Source organism: Micromonospora sp. RV43 (assembly GCF_001029515.1).
Lineage (GTDB): Bacteria > Actinomycetota > Actinomycetes > Mycobacteriales > Micromonosporaceae > Micromonospora > Micromonospora aurantiaca.
Genome location: NZ_LEKG01000112.1, coordinates 1 through 15,780, shown reverse-complemented (window position 1 = coordinate 15,780; position 15,780 = coordinate 1). Strand labels below are relative to the sequence as shown.

Annotated in this window: 11 protein-coding genes; 6 read left to right on the top strand and 5 right to left on the bottom strand. The window is 73.6% G+C overall.

Annotated elements, in window-relative coordinates; all coding sequences use genetic code 11:
- Positions 1-30: 30 nt before the first annotated feature.
- The 4 genes from ABD52_RS24175 to mraZ form a co-directional block, all read right to left on the bottom strand.
- A complete protein-coding gene (locus tag ABD52_RS24175) occupies positions 31-2,244 on the bottom strand; it encodes a penicillin-binding protein 2 (RefSeq protein ID WP_047893345.1) in 2,214 nt (737 codons plus the stop codon).
- Between the two features lie 3 nt (positions 2,245-2,247).
- Positions 2,248-2,829, bottom strand: coding sequence for a hypothetical protein (locus tag ABD52_RS24170; protein WP_013287608.1), 582 nt, complete (start codon positions 2,827-2,829; stop codon positions 2,248-2,250).
- Positions 2,826-3,935, bottom strand: a complete 1,110-nt coding sequence (rsmH, locus tag ABD52_RS24165; RefSeq protein WP_047893355.1) for a 16S rRNA (cytosine(1402)-N(4))-methyltransferase RsmH — start codon at positions 3,933-3,935, stop codon at positions 2,826-2,828. The genes ABD52_RS24170 and rsmH overlap by 4 nt, the downstream gene beginning before the upstream one ends.
- A 204-nt stretch (positions 3,936-4,139) precedes the next feature.
- Complete coding sequence (gene mraZ / locus ABD52_RS24160) at positions 4,140-4,571, bottom strand: division/cell wall cluster transcriptional repressor MraZ (RefSeq protein ID WP_013287610.1); 432 nt, start codon at positions 4,569-4,571, stop codon at positions 4,140-4,142.
- A 355-nt stretch (positions 4,572-4,926) separates the two neighbouring features.
- Here mraZ and ABD52_RS24155 point away from each other — a divergent pair, with 355 nt between their 5' ends.
- Genes ABD52_RS24155 through ABD52_RS24145 form a run of 3 tightly spaced genes read left to right on the top strand, consistent with a single transcriptional unit; the run spans position 4,927 to position 7,593 of the window.
- Positions 4,927-6,174 carry a MurT ligase domain-containing protein gene (locus tag ABD52_RS24155; protein ID WP_013287611.1) on the top strand — a complete coding sequence of 416 codons (1,248 nt, stop codon included), beginning with the start codon at positions 4,927-4,929 and terminating at the stop codon, positions 6,172-6,174.
- Positions 6,164-6,886: a type 1 glutamine amidotransferase gene (locus ABD52_RS24150; RefSeq protein ID WP_013287612.1), complete on the top strand. Its 723-nt coding sequence runs from the start codon at positions 6,164-6,166 to the stop codon at positions 6,884-6,886. Before ABD52_RS24155 ends, ABD52_RS24150 begins: the two co-directional genes overlap by 11 nt.
- A complete protein-coding gene (locus ABD52_RS24145; RefSeq protein WP_030271906.1) occupies positions 6,883-7,593 on the top strand; it encodes a TVP38/TMEM64 family protein in 711 nt (236 codons plus the stop codon). Before ABD52_RS24150 ends, ABD52_RS24145 begins: the two co-directional genes overlap by 4 nt.
- Positions 7,594-7,639: 46 nt before the next feature.
- Here the strand turns inward: ABD52_RS24145 and leuS are convergent, their stop codons facing one another.
- Positions 7,640-10,480, bottom strand: coding sequence for a leucine--tRNA ligase (gene leuS, locus ABD52_RS24140; RefSeq protein ID WP_047893344.1), 2,841 nt, complete (start codon positions 10,478-10,480; stop codon positions 7,640-7,642).
- Between the two features lie 397 nt (positions 10,481-10,877).
- Here leuS and ABD52_RS24135 point away from each other — a divergent pair, with 397 nt between their 5' ends.
- From ABD52_RS24135 to ABD52_RS24125, 3 genes are all read left to right on the top strand, one after another.
- The gene (locus tag ABD52_RS24135; protein WP_013287615.1) at positions 10,878-11,933 is read left to right on the top strand and encodes a MoxR family ATPase; all 1,056 of its coding nucleotides are present in this window, start codon (positions 10,878-10,880) and stop codon (positions 11,931-11,933) included.
- Position 11,934: 1 nt separating this feature from the next.
- Positions 11,935-13,233 carry a DUF58 domain-containing protein gene (locus tag ABD52_RS24130; RefSeq protein WP_030271900.1) on the top strand — a complete coding sequence of 433 codons (1,299 nt, stop codon included), beginning with the start codon at positions 11,935-11,937 and terminating at the stop codon, positions 13,231-13,233.
- A gap of 16 nt (positions 13,234-13,249) precedes the next feature.
- A partial coding sequence (locus tag ABD52_RS24125) for a DUF3488 and transglutaminase-like domain-containing protein (RefSeq protein WP_235437545.1) occupies positions 13,250-15,780 on the top strand: 2,531 nt, incomplete at its 3' end.

The following is a 15,780-nucleotide window of genomic DNA, read 5'->3' as shown; positions in this document are numbered from 1 at the left end:
CACTCACCGATGATGTCCCGCCGCCCCCGCTCAGCGCGGAAAGACCTCGAACTTCGGGGACTTGTTGGTCAGCGACGGCGGCACCCGGTAATGACGGAGAGTGAAACCCATCATCTCCCGGAACGCGGGCGCGGCGACCGCGCCGCCTCCGCCGCTCGGGCTCCACACGAAGACCGCCACCACGTACCGGGGGTTCTCCGCCGGGGCCATGCCGATGAACGAGCCGACCTCGCCGGGCTGCTGCTTGCCGCCGTCGTAGCGCAGGCCGGTGCCGGTCTTGCCGGCCACCCGGTAGCCGGGCACGGCGGCGGCCAGGCCGGTCGCCCGGCCGTCCGGGCCGTCGACGGTGGTGACCGCCTCCATCATCTTTCGCAGCGCCGCCGCGTTGGCCGGGCTGAGCACCGAGCGGGTGGTGGGCGCGGCGGCGGGGTTGCGTTCGCCGTCCGCGCCGATGGTCTCCTTGACCAGGTGCGGCTGCACGTACGTGCCGTTGTTGGCGATGGTGGCGTACGCGGCGGCCATCTGCAGCGGCGTGGCGTCCACACTGTGCCCGATCGGCACCGACCCGTACGCCGAGCCGCTCCACTGGTCCGGCGGGAGCAGCCGGCCGGAGGCCTCGCCGGGCATGCCCTCGCCGGTGGCCGCGCCCAGCCCGAACCGCTTCTGGTAGTCGAACAGCCGGTCCTTGCCCAGCTTCTCGGCGATCTCGATGGTGCCGACGTTCGACGAGAAGGCGAGCATGCCGGGGATGCTCATGGTGCGGCCGCCGGCCGGGTGCGTGTCGCGGAAGGTGACGCCGCCCCGGACGATCGTGTCGGCGACCGGGAACTTGGTGTCCGGCGTGATCACGCCCTCCTGGAGCGCCGCGCCGTACGTGATCGCCTTGTGGATCGAGCCGGGGTCGACGACGAACGTGGTGGCCGCGTCGTCCCGGTCTGCCGGGGAGCCGACCTTGGTGGGGTTGGCCGCGTCGTACGTCGGCTGGCTGGCCTGCGCCAGCACCTCGCCGCTCGGCACCTCGATGATCACGGCCGCGCCGACGCTGCCCTTCACCTTGGCCGTCTGCTTCGCCAGGATCCGCTGCGTCATGAACTGGAGGTCCCGGTCGACGGTGAGCTTCAGCGAGCTGCCCGGCTGCGGCTGGGTGGTGCGGCTGTAGCCGCCCGGGATGGGTGCGGCCAGGTCACCCAGGCCCACCTCGTAGGTCCGCTTGCCGGCCTGCCCGCGCAGCACGTCGTCGTACTTGGCCTCCAGCCCTTCCAGGCCGTTCATGTCCTGGCTGACGAAGCCGATCAGGTTGGCGGCCAGGTCGCCGCCAGGCACCTCGCGCCGCTCGTCCCGGTGCACGTTGATGCCGGCCAGGTCGAGCGCCATGATCTTCTTCGCGGTGCTGATCTCCACGCCCCGGGCCAGGTAGACGAACTGCAACGGGGTGTCGGTGCCGGGCAGGGTGCGCTTGCGCATCTTCTCGGCCAGGTCGGACACGGGCAGGCCGAGCAGCGGGGAGAGCAGGCGGGCGGTGGCGAACCGGTCCTTGACCCGGGTCGGGTCGGCGAACACGTACCGGGCCTCGACGCTGTGCGCCAGCGGCTCGCCGTCGCGGTCGAGGATCGCCCCGCGCGGGGCGGGCAGCTCGACCACGGCGAGCCGGTCGGGCAGGCCGCCGTCGGCGTACGCCGGGGTGTCCACGGTCTGGAGGTAGACCAGCCGCACGCCGATGCTGGCGAACAACGCCAGCGCCAGCACCGTGCCGAGCCGCAGCCGCCGGCGCGGGTCGCCGAGTCGCGGCGGCCGGCGCGGCTTGCGTACCGGCCGGCGGGGCTGCGCGGCGGGGCGGCGCGGCTGGGACCGGCGGCGCGGCGGCGCGTCCTCGTCGTCGTCGTCGAACGGTTCCCGCACCGGCCGGGACGAGACGGTCCGCACCACGCCGGCCCGGCCGCCCGCGGCGGTGGACCGGCGGCCGGACCGGGCGCCGTCGGTCGCGGGCTCGCGCGTGCCGGCACGCCCCGCCCGGCCGCCGTCGAGCACCTGCAACGCGGGCCGGAACGGGTCGCCGGACCGGTTGCTGCGGGGGGTACGCCGTTGCTCGGCGCCGCCGCCCTCGCGCACGGTCCGGCCGCGCGGGGTGTACGCCCGGGCGTCGGAGATCCCGCCGAGGCCCGGCTCGCGCGGCTCCGACCCCCGCGACGATCCGCGCCGGGAGCCCGTGGCGTCCCGGCGCGGATCATCCGATCTCGGCGGCATCGCTCAGCCTCCGTTGCCCTGCTGGCTGGTGACCGACGGGGCACCCTGCGCGGGGTGCGGCACCCCGATGGTCTGCCCGTCCGGCAGCCGGATGTAGGCCGGGTCCTCGGACTCGACGAGGCCGAGCCGCCGGGCGTTGGCGGTCAGGTTGCCGGGCGCCTCCTGCTTGGCGATCTCCTTCTTCAGCTCCTGCTCGTCCACGTCCAGCTTGGCCTGCTGCTGCTGGAGCTTCTCCAGCTTGAACGCGTTCTCGTTGATCTTGGTGTTGACCGCCAGGATGCCCAGCACCCCGCCGACCACCAGCACCAGGATCAGCGCGACGAACGGTGCCCGGGGCACCCGGATCGGCGCCGGCGGGGCGACCCGCAGGCGCGGCGCGGGCGCACCGGTGACCCGGGTACGCTCGGCCGGCCGCAGGGCGGCACTGCCCTGCGTCGGGAACTCGCGCGCCCCCCGGGCGCGAGTTGCCTCCCGGCGGTCGGTCGCCGTCGTGTCCCGCGTGGTGCGCTGCGCCGCGGTCCGGCCCCCCGACCGCGGTGCGCGCTGCCCGACGGCTCCCCGGCCGTCGCGCTTCTCGACGTTCATGTCCCCTCCCCCTCCTCGTCCGTCCCGTTCGCGTCCCCCGGGGCCGACCGCGGGTCCTTGCCGGACCCCGGTGACCCCGTCCCCGGTTGGTGCATCGCCTTCACCCGGCGGCGGTACCGTTCGCGGTCGGTACGCCCCTGCCGGGCCGCCTCCGGGTCGAGCCGTTCCGCGGCCCGCAGCCGCACCGAGGCGGCACGCGGGTTCGCGGCCACCTCCGCCTCCCCGGGCAGCTCGGCGCCCCGGCTCAACAGCCGGAACGTCGGGCCCGACCCGGGCAGTTCGACCGGGAGGTCGACCGGGCCCTTACTTCGGACCCGGTCGGCGAGCGCCTGCTTGGTGAGCCGGTCCTCCAGCGAGTGGTAGGACAGGACCACCATGCGGCCGCCCACTGTGAGCTTGTCCAGAGCAGCCGGCAGCGCCGTCTCCAGCGCTGCCAGTTCTCTGTTTACCTCGATCCGCAAAGCCTGAAACGTTCTCTTTGCCGGGTGTCCACCGGTTCGTCGGGCCGGTGCCGGAATGGCGTCCCGGACCAGCTCGGCCAGCCGGGCCGAGGACGTGATCCGGTTGCGCTCCCGTTCCCGGATGATCGCCGAGGCGATCTTCCCGGCGAACTTCTCCTCGCCGTACACCCGCAGCAGGCGGGCCAGGTCCGGGTGGGAGTACGTGTTGACCACCTCCTCGGCGGTCACCCCCCGGGTCTGGTCCATCCGCATGTCCAGCGGCGCGTCCTGCGCGTACGCGAACCCGCGGTCGGGCGCGTCCAGTTGCAGGGACGACACGCCGAGGTCGAACAGCACCCCGTCGATCGCCGGGTAGCCGAGCCGGTCGAGCACCTCGGGCAGCTCGTCGTAGACGGCGTGCTCCAGGTGGATCCGGTCGGCGAACCGGGCCAGGCGGACCCGCGCGTGGGCGAGCGCCTCGGTGTCCCGGTCCAGGCCGATCAGCACCGTGTCCGGGTGCGCCGTGAGCACCGCCTCGGCGTGCCCGGCCAGGCCCAGGGTGGCGTCGACGTGGACGGTGCGACCGGGCCGGCCCAGTGCGGGGGCCAGCAGCTCGAGACACCGCTCGAGCAGCACCGGCACGTGCGTGCCGCGTAGCTCCCCCATCTCGACCCCCACCCCGTTCGCCAACCGTTCCGTCACGTGTCCGTCGTCGCCACGACGCCTCGCCATACCGCCAGATCCCCATCCGCTCCCGCCCGCCGGAGGCCGCGGCCCTCCGTGTCGGATCGTGCGCCTGGCACCGGGGAAGGGGTGCCAGGAACTCGAAAGCGGCTGGAGATCTCGCAGTACGTCGGGCGCCGTCACGCCCTACAGACCGCCGGGCAGCACCCCCTCCTCGATGTCGGCGAAGTCGTCTTCGCTCTCCGCGAGGTAGGCCTCCCAGGCCGCCTTGTCCCAGATCTCCACCCGGGTGCTCGCTCCGATCACGACCAGATCCCGGTCCAGTGCCGCGTACGACCGCAGGTGGCCGGGTATGGTGACCCGCCCCTGCTTGTCCGGCACCTCGTCGTGCGCGCTGGCGAAGAAGACCCGGCTGTAGGCCCGGGCCGCCTTGCTCGTCATCGGCTGCGCGCGCAACTGGTCGGCGATCCGCTGGAACTCGGGCATCGGGAAGACGTAGAGGCAGCGCTCCTGCCCTTTGGTGATCACGACACCCCCCGCCAGTTCGTCCCGGAACTTCGCCGGCAGGATCAACCGGCCTTTGTCGTCCAGGCGCGGAGTGTGGGTGCCGAGGAACATCGGCCCAACCCCCTCGCCCTGAGCGGCGTTCGCGGCGCCGCTGACCCCCCGGGCCGGTGTGGCCCTCCCGGCCTCACCATCGCGCCCCACTCTACTCCACTTCCCTCCACCTGCAACCAGAATCGCCCGCGCGGCGTGGCGTTTCCGCGCGCAAAACCGCACGTCAACGCGGGTGGGGCGGAGTGGAGGGGGTGGGGCGCGCCCCACACCGTCCGCTACCCGACATCGACCGCCGCCGTCCGGCCCCGCGCGCTCCGCCCGTCCGCCGGGCCGTCCCCGGCCGAACGGTTCGCCGTCGGCGGCGATCTGGTGGAGGTGGCGGTCCGGTAACCTCGCTCGGGTGACGGACGCGAAGATGCCCTTGCGGGCAAAGGTGGCCAGCTCCGTGTCGCGCACCGCCGCGGCGCTGTCGCGGGCCGCGGGCCGTGGCGACGGCTCGGTGATCGGCGGCTGGATCGGCCTCAAGATCGACCCGGACCTGCTCGCCCATCTCTCGGCCGGGCGCGCCATCGCCCTGGTGTCCGGCACCAACGGCAAGACCACCACCACCCGGCTCACCACCGCCGCGGTCGGCGTGCTGGGCCGGGTCGCCACCAACTCCTTCGGCGCGAACATGCCCACCGGCCACACCTCGGCGCTCGCAAAGGCCGGCAGCACGCCGTACGCGGTGCTGGAGGTGGACGAGCACTACCTCGCCCAGGTGCTGGAGGCGACCGAGCCGCACGTGGTGGCGCTGCTCAACCTCTCCCGCGACCAGCTCGACCGCGCCAAGGAGGTCGCCATGATGGCGCAGCTCTGGCGCGCCGCCCTGGTCCGGCACCCGCGGGTACGGGTGGTCGCCAACGCCGACGACCCGATGGTGGTGTGGGCCGCCTGCCCGCCGGCCGACCCGGCCCAGGGCCACGTGCCGCCGCACGTCACCTGGTTCAGCGCCGGGCAGCGCTGGCACGACGACTCCTGGGTCTGCCCCGAGTGCGGCTCCACCATCCAGCGCTCCGGCGAGCAGTGGTGGTGCACCGGCTGCCCGCTGCGTCGCCCCGAGCCGCACTGGACGGTCGAGGACGACGGCGTGCTCGACCCCACCGGCGCCTGGCACAAGATCCAGCTCCAGCTCCCCGGCAAGGTCAACCTCGGCAACGCGGCCACCGCGCTGGCCGTCGCCGCCGAGTTCGGCGTACGCCCGGTGGACGCGGTGTCCCGGCTCGGCACCGTCACCTCGGTGGCCGGCCGCTACGCCCAGGTGGACCGCGACGGGCGCAACATCCGGCTGCTGCTGGCGAAGAACCCGGCGAGCTGGCTGGAGGCGTTCGACATGGCCGACGTCGCGCCGACACTGCTGTCCATCAACGCCCGTGACCCCGACGGGCTGGACACCTCGTGGCTGTTCGACGTGGACTTCTCCCCGCTGACCGGCCGGCAGGTGCTGATCACCGGCGACCGGGCGTACGACCTGGCGGTGCGACTGGAGGTCAACGGCGTGCCGTTCCAGCACGTCCGCAGCTTCGACGAGGCCGTCCGCGCCGTGCCGCCGGGCCGGCTGGAGGTCATCGCCAACTACACCGCCTTCCAGGACATCCGAGCGGAGCTGGACCGTGTCAACTGAGAGCCTGCGCATCGTCTGGATCTATCCCGACCTGCTGTCCACATACGGCGACCGGGGCAACGCGCTGATCCTGGCCCGCCGGGCCCAGCTGCGCGGCATGCCGGTCGAGGTGCTCGAGGTCCGCTCCGACCAGCGGCTGCCCGCCACCGCCGACATCTACCTGCTCGGCGGCGGCGAGGACGGCCCGCAGGCGCTCGGCGCCCAGCGTCTGATCGCCGACGGCGGCCTGCACCGGGCGGTGGCCCAGGGTTCGGTGGTGTTCGGCGTCTGCGCCGGCTACCAGCTTCTCGGCACCTCGTTCTTCGCCAAGGGCACCCGGTGCGCCGGGCTGGAGCTGCTCGACCTCTCCTCCGACCGCGGTCCCACCCGGGCGGTGGGCGAGCTGGCCGGCGAGGTCGACCCGCGGCTGGGCATCCCGCACCTGTCCGGGTTCGAGAACCACGGCGGCCGCACCCACCTCGGTCCGGGCGTGTCCCCGCTGGCCCGGGTCACCACCGGGGTCGGCAACGACGGGGCCACCGAGGGCGCGTGGCGGGGCAAGCTGCTCGGCACCTACTCGCACGGCCCGGCGCTGGCGCGCAACCCCGACCTGGCCGACCTGCTGCTGCGCTGGGCGACCGGCATCCACCAGCTCCCCCCGCTCGACGACACCTGGGCCGACCGCCTCCGCTCCGAGCGCCGCACCGCGGTGGCCGCCGCACCGAGGCCGTGACCGACGCCGCCCGGCCGGGGCGGCGACCGGTGGCCCGCCGGCTCGCCGGGTTGCTGCGGCAGCCCTCGGCGCGCCGGTTCGGGCTGCTCCTGCTGCTGCTCGCCGGGTTCGGCGTGACGCTGCTGCTGGTGCCCCGGCCGGACCCGGCCGACCTGCCCCGGCTCGCCGACTCGCTGGGTGGCTACGGGCCGCCCGCGGCTGTGGTCGGCGGCGCGCTGCTGCTGGTGGCGCTGGTGCCCCGCACGTTCGTCACGCTGGCCGCGGGCGCGATCTTCGGGCCGGTGCAGGGCGCCGCGTACGCGCTCGGCGCGGCGCTGCTCGCTGCGGCCATCGGCTTCACGGTCGGCCGGGTGCTCGGCCGCGACTTCGTCGCCGAGCGGGTACGCGGCCGGCTGGCCCGCCTCGACGGCTGGTTCGCCCGGCAGAGCGTCTTCGGCGTGGTCACCGTACGGCTGCTGCCGATCGCCGGGTTCGGGCTGGTCAGCTACGGCTACGGCACCACCGCGGCCCGGGTCATGCCGTTCCTGGCCGGCAGCGTGATCGCCTCCGCGCCCACCGCCATCGGCTACGCGGCGATCGGCGCGGCCGTGACCACACCCGGTTCGATCAACTGGTACGCGGCCGCGCCTGCGAGCCTCGGCCTGATCGCCAGCGTGCTGATCATCCACCGCTGGTGGCGGGCCGAACGACGGCGTCGCGCGCCCTGACCGTCGGTGGGCGTGTCCCCGAAGTGGACACGCCCACCTGCGGGCGTCAGGCGACGACCGAGACCATCCGGCCCTTCACCACGATCACCTTGCGCGGCTCCTTGCCGCCCAGCGTGCCGGCGACCGCCTCCAGCGCCGCCGCGCGGACGGTCTCCTCGGACGCGTCGGCGGGCACCTCGACCCGGCCCCGGACCTTGCCGTTCACCTGCACCGGGTAGGTGACCGACTCGGCCACCAGCAGGGCCGGGTCGGCGACCGGGAAGTCCGCGTACGCCAGCGACGTGTCGTGGCCCAGCTTGCTCCACAGCTCCTCGGCCATGTGCGGGGCGAACGGGGCGACCATCAGCACCAGCGGCTCGGCCACCTCGCGCGGCGTACGTGCCAGCCGGGTCAGGCCGTTGGTCAGTTCGATCAGCTTGGCGATGGCGGTGTTGAACCGGATCCCGTCCATATCGGCGCGGACCCCGTCGATCGCCTTGTGCAGCAGCCGCCGGGTCGCCTCGTCGGCCGACTCGTCGGTGACCCGCAGCTCACCGGTCTGCTCGTCGACGACGGTGCGCCAGACCCGCTGCAGGAACCGGTACGAGCCGACCACCGCCCGGGTCTCCCACGGGCGGGACACCTCCAGCGGGCCCATCGACATCTCGTACACCCGGAACGTGTCGGCGCCGTACGCCGCGCACATGTCGTCCGGGGTGACCACGTTCTTCAGCGACTTGCCCATCTTGCCGTACTCGCGCCGCACCTCGGTCTCGCCGTGGAACCAGCGGCCGTCGACCTCGACGACCTCCTCGGCGGGCACGTAGGCGCCGCGCGGGTCGACGAACGCGTACGCCTGGATCATGCCCTGGTTGAACAGGCGGCGGAACGGCTCGAACGACGAGACGTGGCCCAGGTCGTACAGCACCTTGTGCCAGAAGCGCGCGTACAGCAGGTGCAGCACGGCGTGCTCGGCGCCGCCGACGTACAGGTCGGTGCCCCCGCAGTCGCCGTCGCGGCGCGGACCCATCCAGTACGCCTCGTTCTCCGGGTCGGCGAAGCGCTGCGAGTCGGTCGGGTCCAGGTAGCGCAGCTCGTACCAGCAGGAGCCGGCCCACTGCGGCATCACGTTGGTCTCGCGGGTGTAGCGCTTGGGCCCGTCGCCCAGGTCCAGCTCGACCTCGACCCAGTCGCGCCGCCGTGACAGCGGCGTCTCCGGGTTGCTGTCGGCGTCCTCGGGGTCGAACGTCTTCGGCGAGAAGTCCTCCACCTCGGGCAGCTCGACCGGCAGCATCGACTCGGGCAGCGCGATCGGCGCGCCGGTGGAGTCATAGACGATCGGGAACGGCTCGCCCCAGTAACGCTGCCGGGAGAACAGCCAGTCGCGCAGCCGCCAGGTGACCGCGCCGGCGCCGTGCCCGTTGGCCTCCAGCCACTCGATGATCCGCGCCTTGGCGTCGGTGACGCCCAGGCCGTCCAGGTCGATGCCGCGCTCCGGCGCGGCGCTGTTGATCGCCGGGCCGTCACCGGTGTACGCCTTGCCGTCGAAGCCCTCCGGCGGCTGCACGGTCCGCACGATCGGCAGCTCGAAGACCTCGGCGAAGTCCCAGTCCCGCTCGTCCTGCGCGGGCACCGCCATGATCGCGCCGGTGCCGTACCCGGCCAGCACGTAGTCGGCGATGAAGATCGGGATCTGCCCGCCGGTCACCGGGTTGGTGGCGTAGGCGCCGACGAAGACGCCGGTCTTCTCCTTGCTGTCCGCCTGCCGCTCCACGTCCGTCTTGGCCGCGGCGGCCTTCCGGTACGCCTCGACGGCCTCGCGCGGGCCGGCGTGCCCGCCGGTCCAGGCGTCCCGGGTGCCCTCCGGCCAGGTGGCCGGCGTCAGCACGTCGACCAGCTCGTGCTCGGGCGCCAGCACCATGTAGGTGGCGCCGAAGACGGTGTCCGGCCGGGTGGTGAACACCCGCACCGGGGCCGCCTCGGTCGGGAAGTCGATGTGCGCGCCGGTCGACCGGCCGATCCAGTTGCGCTGCTGCAGCTTGATCGGCTCCGGCCAGTCCAGCGTGTCCAGATCCTCCAGCAGCCGGTCCCCGTACGCGGTGATCCGCATCATCCACTGCTTCAGGTTGCGCTTGAAGACCGGGAAGTTGCCGCGCTCGGAACGGCCGTCGGCGGTGACCTCCTCGTTGGCCAGCACGGTGCCCAGCCCCGGGCACCAGTTCACCGGCGCCTCCGAGACGTACGCCAGGCGGTGGTCGTCGACGATGCGCCGCCGCTCCCCCACTGACAGCTCGGCCCACGGACGCCCGTCCGGGGTGGCGCGGGTGCCGCCCTCGAACTCGGCGATCAGCTCGGCGATCGGCCGGGCCTTGCGCGCGTCCGCGTCGTACCAGGAGTTGAAGATCTGCAGGAAGATCCACTGCGTCCAGCGGTAGAAGTCGGTGTCGATGGTCGCCACCGAACGCCGCTCGTCGTGGCCCAGCCCCAGCCGGCGCAGCTGCTCCCGGTACCGCTCGATGTTGGCCTCGGTGGTGGTCCGGGGGTGGGTGCCGGTCTGCACCGCGTACTGCTCGGCGGGCAGGCCGAACGCGTCGAAGCCCATCGCGTGCAGCACGTTGCGCCCGGCCATCCGCTGGTAGCGGGCGTAGCAGTCGGTGCCGATGTAGCCCAGCGGGTGCCCGACGTGCAGGCCTGCGCCGGACGGGTACGGGAACATGTCCAGCACGTACAGCTTCTCGGCGCCCGCCCGCGGGTGGCCCGGGTCGGCCAGCGGACCGACCGGGTTCGGCGCGTGGAAGGTGCCCTCCCGCTCCCAGGTGTCCTGCCAGCGGTGCTCGATCTCGTCGGCCAGGGCGGCGGTGTACCGGAACGGGGGGATGTCGGTCGCCGGTGCGGCTGCCTCACTCATGGCGTCTCCTCGGCGCGGATCGATTCGAAAAAATTGTGGGCGGTCTGCTGCGGGCACAAAAAAGCCCCTCGCGCAGGAGGGGCGGCCGTGCTGTCGCGCGTTCAGCGCATCAACACGGCTCGGTAAGAAGCAGGAAGAACCCGGCCATGCAGGCAGTGTACCTCGCACCCCTCGGCGGCGGCGCGCCCGTTCTACCCGCGGCGGCCGGTCCCCCGGTCCGGCGAATATTCCGGGCGTAACCGACCGACCACCTGCGGGAGTCGGCAGTAACGACAAACATGGTTAGCCTGAGATACCAATGAGATTTCTGCGGCAGACGAGGCTCGGCGTCGCGAACCCAACGGCGGGTCCAGGTGCTCTATAAAGAGCTGCCGTCCAGGCGACGAGGAGGAGGCCCGTGACACAACAGACCTGGGACGAGGTGGGCGGTCTGCTGCCGCACGACGAGTTCCGCGCCGCCAGCGAGGCCATCGTGGCCAACATCGAGCAGGTCATCGAGGGCAAGACCGCCACCGTCCGGCTCGCCCTGGCGGTGCTGCTGGCCGAGGGTCACCTGCTCATCGAGGACGTGCCCGGCGTCGGCAAGACCAAGCTCGCCAAGGCGATGGCCCGGTCCATCGACTGCTCGGTCCGGCGGATCCAGTTCACCCCCGACCTGCTTCCCAGCGACGTCACCGGCGTCAGCGTCTACAACCAGGAGACGCACGACTTCGAGTTCCGCCCCGGCGCGGTCTTCGCCAACCTGGTGGTCGGCGACGAGATCAATCGGGCCTCGCCGAAGACCCAGTCGGCGCTGCTGGAGTGCATGGAGGAGCGGCAGGTCACGGTCGACGGGGTCACCTACCAGTTGCAGACGCCGTTCATGGTGATCGCGACGCAGAACCCGATCGAGATGGAGGGCACCTACCCGCTGCCCGAGGCGCAGCGCGACCGGTTCACCGCCCGCATCGCCATGGGCTACCCGGACCCGCGCGCCGAGCTGGCCATGCTCGACGGGCACGGCGCCACCGACCCGCTGCCGGGGCTGCGGCCGGTCTCCGACGCGGCCACCGTCCGCCGGCTGATCGGCCACGTCCGGCAGGTGCACGTCGCCGACGCCGTCAAGCAGTACGCGATCGACCTGGTCACCGCCACCCGGGAGGCGCCCGACCTGCGCCTCGGCGCGTCCCCCCGGGCCACGCTCCAGTTGCTGCGCACCGCCCGCGCGGTGGCCGCCCTGGAGGGCCGCGACTACGTCCTGCCGGACGACCTCCAGGTCCTCGCGGTGCCGGTGCTGGCGCACCGGATCATCCCGACCGCCGACGCGCAGCTGGCCCGGCGCACCACCGACGCGATCGTCTCCGAGCTGGTGCACCGCCTGCCGCTGCCGCACGACCGGCAGCGGTCGCCGTACGACACCCGCCCCGGCGGCGGCAACAACGGCCGCGGGCCGTACGAGCCGCGGAGGCCGTGACGTGCGCGACGGCCTGCGTGGGCTGACCACCCGCGGCCGCTCCTTCCTGGCGGCCGCGGTGGCCGCCGCGATCTCCGCCGGCATCCTCGGCGAGAAGGACCTGCTCCGGGTGGCGGTCCTGCTCGCCGTGCTGCCGCTGCTGGCCGCCGCGTACGTCGGACGCAGCCGGTACAAGCTGGCCTGCAACAGGTCGCTGGAGCCGCACCGGGTGCCGGTCGGCGCCAGCTCCCGGGTGGTGCTGCGGCTGCAGAACCTGTCCCGGCTGCCCACCGGCACGCTGCTGCTGGAGGACCGCCTGCCGTACGCGCTGGGCAGCCGGCCCCGGGTGGTGCTGGAGCGGCTCGGCGCGCACCAGGCCAGCTCGGTGGCGTACACGGTCCGCGCGGACGTGCGCGGCCGCTACGAGGTGGGGCCGCTGGTGATCCGGCTGACCGACCCGTTCGGCCTGTGCGAGCTGACCCGGTCGTTCCCCAGCACGGACCACCTCACGGTGATCCCGCAGGTCACCCCGCTGCCGTCGGTCCGGCTGCCCGGTGAGTACGCCGGCAGCGGCGACAGCCGGGCCCGCTCGGTGGCGGTGCACGGCGAGGACGACGCCGCCACCCGGGAGTACCGGATGGGCGACGACCTGCGCCGGGTGCACTGGAAGTCCACCGCCCGCACCGGTGAGCTGATGGTGCGCCGCGAGGAGCAGCCGTGGGAGAGCCGGGCGACGGTGGTGCTGGACACCCGCGCCGCCGGGCACCGGGGCGAGGGCCCGACGGCCAGCTTCGAGTGGGCGGTCTCGGCCGCCGCCAGCATCGCCGTGCACCTGCGCGAGGCCGGCTACAAGCTCCGGCTGGTCACCGGCAACGGCGCCGACGTCGGCGCCGCCGAGGCAGGCGGCGAGGGACTGCTGCTCGACCACCTCGCCGACGTGCACCTGGACCGGCGCGGCGAGATCACCACGCTGGTGCAGCAGGTCCGGCAGCGGGCCGACGGCGGTCTGATCATCGCGCTGCTCGGCACGCTCGGCACCGCCGAGGCGGAACTGCTGGCCGGGCTGCGCGGCAACGGGGCCACCTGCGTGGCGTTCCTGCTCGACAGCAACACCTGGCTCAACCTGCCCCCGAACGCCCGGACCGAGGCGGAGCGGGCGCACGGCGCCGCCGCGCTCGCGCTGCTGCAGAGCGGCTGGCGGGTCATCGGGGTGGAGCACGGCACCCGCCTGCCGATGCTGTGGCCGCAGGCCGGGCGGGGCTCGCAGGGCTTCGCGCTGCGGGCGGCCATGGCCGAGACGGTGGCCGGCGGACGACGATGACCGGAGGGATGGTCCTGTGACCCCGCACCGCAACATCGGGTTCGTCGCCGCGGCGGCGACGCTGCTGGCGGCGGCCCCGCTGTCGGCGATCTTCGAACGCTGGACCTGGCTGATCCAGGCCGCCGTCGTGGTCGCCGTGGTGGCCGGCTCGGCCGCGTTGAGCCGGCTGGGCCGGATGCCGCTGTGGGGGCAGGTGCTGGCCATGCTGGCCGGGCTCACCCTGGGCCTGACGTGGGTCTTCCCCGGCGGCACCGAACTGCTCGCGTTCGTACCGACCCCGGCCACGTTCGCCCACTTCGGCGACCTGCTCCAGACGTCGTTGCAGGACATGCGCTCGTACGGCGTGAAGGTGCCGGACGTCGACTCGCTGCTGTTCCTCGCGGTGCTCGGCATCGGCGCGGTCGCTGTGGTGGTGGACGTGCTCGCGGTCGGGTTGCGCCGTCCGGCGCTGGCCGGCCTGCCGATGCTCGCCATCTACTCGGTGCCGGTCGCGGTCTACGTGGACAGCGTCCCGGCCACCCCGTTCGTGGTGGGCGCCGCCGGTTACCTCTGGCTGCTGGTCACCGACAACGTCGACCGGGTACGCCGGTTCGGCCGCCGGTTCACCGGCGAGGGCCGCGACGTGGACGTCTGGGAGGCGTCCCCGCTGGCCGCGGCCGGACGGCGGCTCGCAGTGGTCGGCGTGATCGTGGCGGTGGCGCTGCCGCTCGCAGTGCCCGGGATGACCGGCGGGCTGCTGAACAACGTCGGCGCCGGGCCCGGCGATGGCAGCGGGCGGCCGGGCCAGGGCGGCAGCTCCGGCCGGGTCGACCTGTTCGCGGCGCTCAGCGGCCAGCTCAACCAGAGCGAGGAACTCGATCTGGTCAAGGTCAGCACCAACGAGACGACGCCGTTCTACCTGCGCCTGGGTGTCGTCGACGACCTGCGCCCCAGTGGCTTCCAGGCACGCGTGCCGACCGGGCGGCCGATCACCCGCCCGCTGCCCGACCCCGGGGAACGCGCCCCGCGCGGCGTCGACCAGCAGCGCTACCGCGCCACGGTCGAGGTGACGAAGAACCTGAACATGCCGTTGATGCCGGTCTACGCCGAGCCGGTCAAGACCGACGACCTCAACGGCAACTGGCTGTACGACCCGAACCAGCAGGTCGTCTTCTCCAACCGGGACAACGCCCGCGGCAAGAGCTACTCGTTCGACTACGTACGGTCCACATTCAGCCCGGCGGCGCTGCGCGCGGCCCCGTCGCTGCCCTCGGACAGCCCGGTGATGCGGCAGCAGACCGAGCGGCCGTCCGTCCCGGCCGTCGAGGAACTGGTCGCGCAGCTGGTCAAGGGCAAGTCGAACGACTACGACAAGGTCCGGGCGATCTACGACTACTTCTCCGTGGAGAACGGCTTCACCTACGCGCTGTCCACCCGCAACGGCAGCAGCGGCGAGGACATCACCGACTTCCTCGCCACCAAGGTCGGCTACTGCCAGCAGTACGCCGCGGCGATGGCCTGGCTGGTCCGGGCCGCCGGCATCCCGGCCCGGGTCGCCGTCGGGTTCACCAACGGCAGCAAGGCCGACAGCGGCACGTACGTGCTGACCAACCGCAACCTGCACGCCTGGACCGAGGTCAACTTCAGCGGGATCGGCTGGGTGCCGTTCGACGCCACCCCGGCGGCGGCCGTGACGGGCTCGGTCCGCTCGGCCTGGGCTCCGGACATCGACGCCCCCGAGGAGGTCACCCCCTCGACCGGCAGCACCAGCGCTCCCGACGCGGCCGGCCCGTCGGCCGGGCCGAACGAGGCGGACCGGCTCGACAAGGACACCGACCAGGGTCTGACGCTGAACCAGGGCGGCCCGGCCGAGGAGAGCCCGGTCTGGCCGTGGTGGCTGGCCGGTGCGCTGGCGCTGCTGGCGCTGCTCGCCGTACCGGCCCTGCGCCGCTCCGCCCTGCGCCGCCGCCGGCGCGTCCGGGCGGTCACGCCCGCGGCCACCGCGCTGCCGGTGCCGGGTCAGCGCGGCGAAACACGGCAGGTCGTCGTCGGTGTCGACGCCGAGGCGGCCCGCGCCGACGCGCACGCCGCCTGGGACGAGCTGCTCGACACGCTCGTCGACTTCCACGTCCGGGTGGACCGCACGGAGACCCCACGGGCCACCGCCGAGCGGCTGGCCCGGGAGGCGCTCGCCGAGAGGGGGGACGCCGCAACGGGGGTACGCCTGCTCGGCCGCGCCGAGGAACGAGCCCGTTACGCCCGTGACCCGCTGACCGACACGGAGTTGCAGCCGGCGCTGCGTACGGTCCGGGGCGCGCTGGCGGCGGGCGCGGACCGCCGTACCCGGCTGCTGGCCGCGCTGCTGCCCCCGTCGGTGCTGCAGCGTTGGCGTACCGGCCTGGCCGAGCGGTCGGCGAGGGTGGTCACCACGAGCGGCCAGGTCCGGCAGCGCATGTCGCGCTGGAGCCCGCGCCGCCTCCTGGCCCACCGCCCGGGAGATGTTCGACACGGCCTGGGCGCTGTGGGGCGCGCTCGCCCCGGGCGAGCCGGTTCGGCTGGTCGGGGTCC